The organism is Brevundimonas sp. SL161 (genome assembly GCF_049896985.1).
Taxonomy (GTDB): domain Bacteria; phylum Pseudomonadota; class Alphaproteobacteria; order Caulobacterales; family Caulobacteraceae; genus Brevundimonas.
In genome coordinates, this window is record NZ_JAFCVJ010000099.1 from 1 (window position 1) to 541 (window position 541).

1 protein-coding gene is annotated in these 541 nt (G+C 55.6%); it reads left to right on the plus strand.

The genetic code is table 11. The features are described 5' to 3' along the window. A partial coding sequence (locus ACP7AU_RS17820) for an FAD-binding protein (protein ID WP_426052291.1) occupies window positions 1-234 on the plus strand: 234 nt, incomplete at its 5' end. Window positions 235-541: the final 307 nt, after the last annotated feature.

Below are 541 nucleotides of genomic sequence, written 5' to 3' on the forward strand. Positions count from 1 at the left end.
ACCAAGGTGGGCATCGTTATCAACACCATCGTTGACGAACATTTGGCATCGTGGCAACTTTGGAGAATGGAGAGCGCCATGGTTGAAACAGTTCAAATCGACATCGTCGTGATCGGGGCAGGATTGGCTGGCCTCCGTGCCCTCCACACCTTCCGGGCACAGGGTTTCGGGGTTCAGGTGCTGGAGGCATCGGACGAGGTCGGCGGCGTCTGGAATTTGGTGTTCTCAGGGTAAAGCCACAAGCGGTGCAGTCAGTTGAATATTATGCCCAAAAGACGAGTTGTCCGGGTCTGTTAAACAGCCAGTCTCCGCTGAATTTCTTCGCTTTTTTGTCCGCTCGGTGCCCCTGAGTTGGGCCTAAGTAGAAGCTTCCGATCTTACCCTGACAACCCCGACGAAAGGCCGTAGTAATGTTCCGCTTAAACGCTGACGACTTTACGCCTGAACTGCGGGAGCTGGACCGTATGGCTTCGAGGCCCGAGAGGCTGCAGCCAGCGCATCTGAACGACTTCTCCCCCGAGGAATGGGCCGTAGTCCTGAT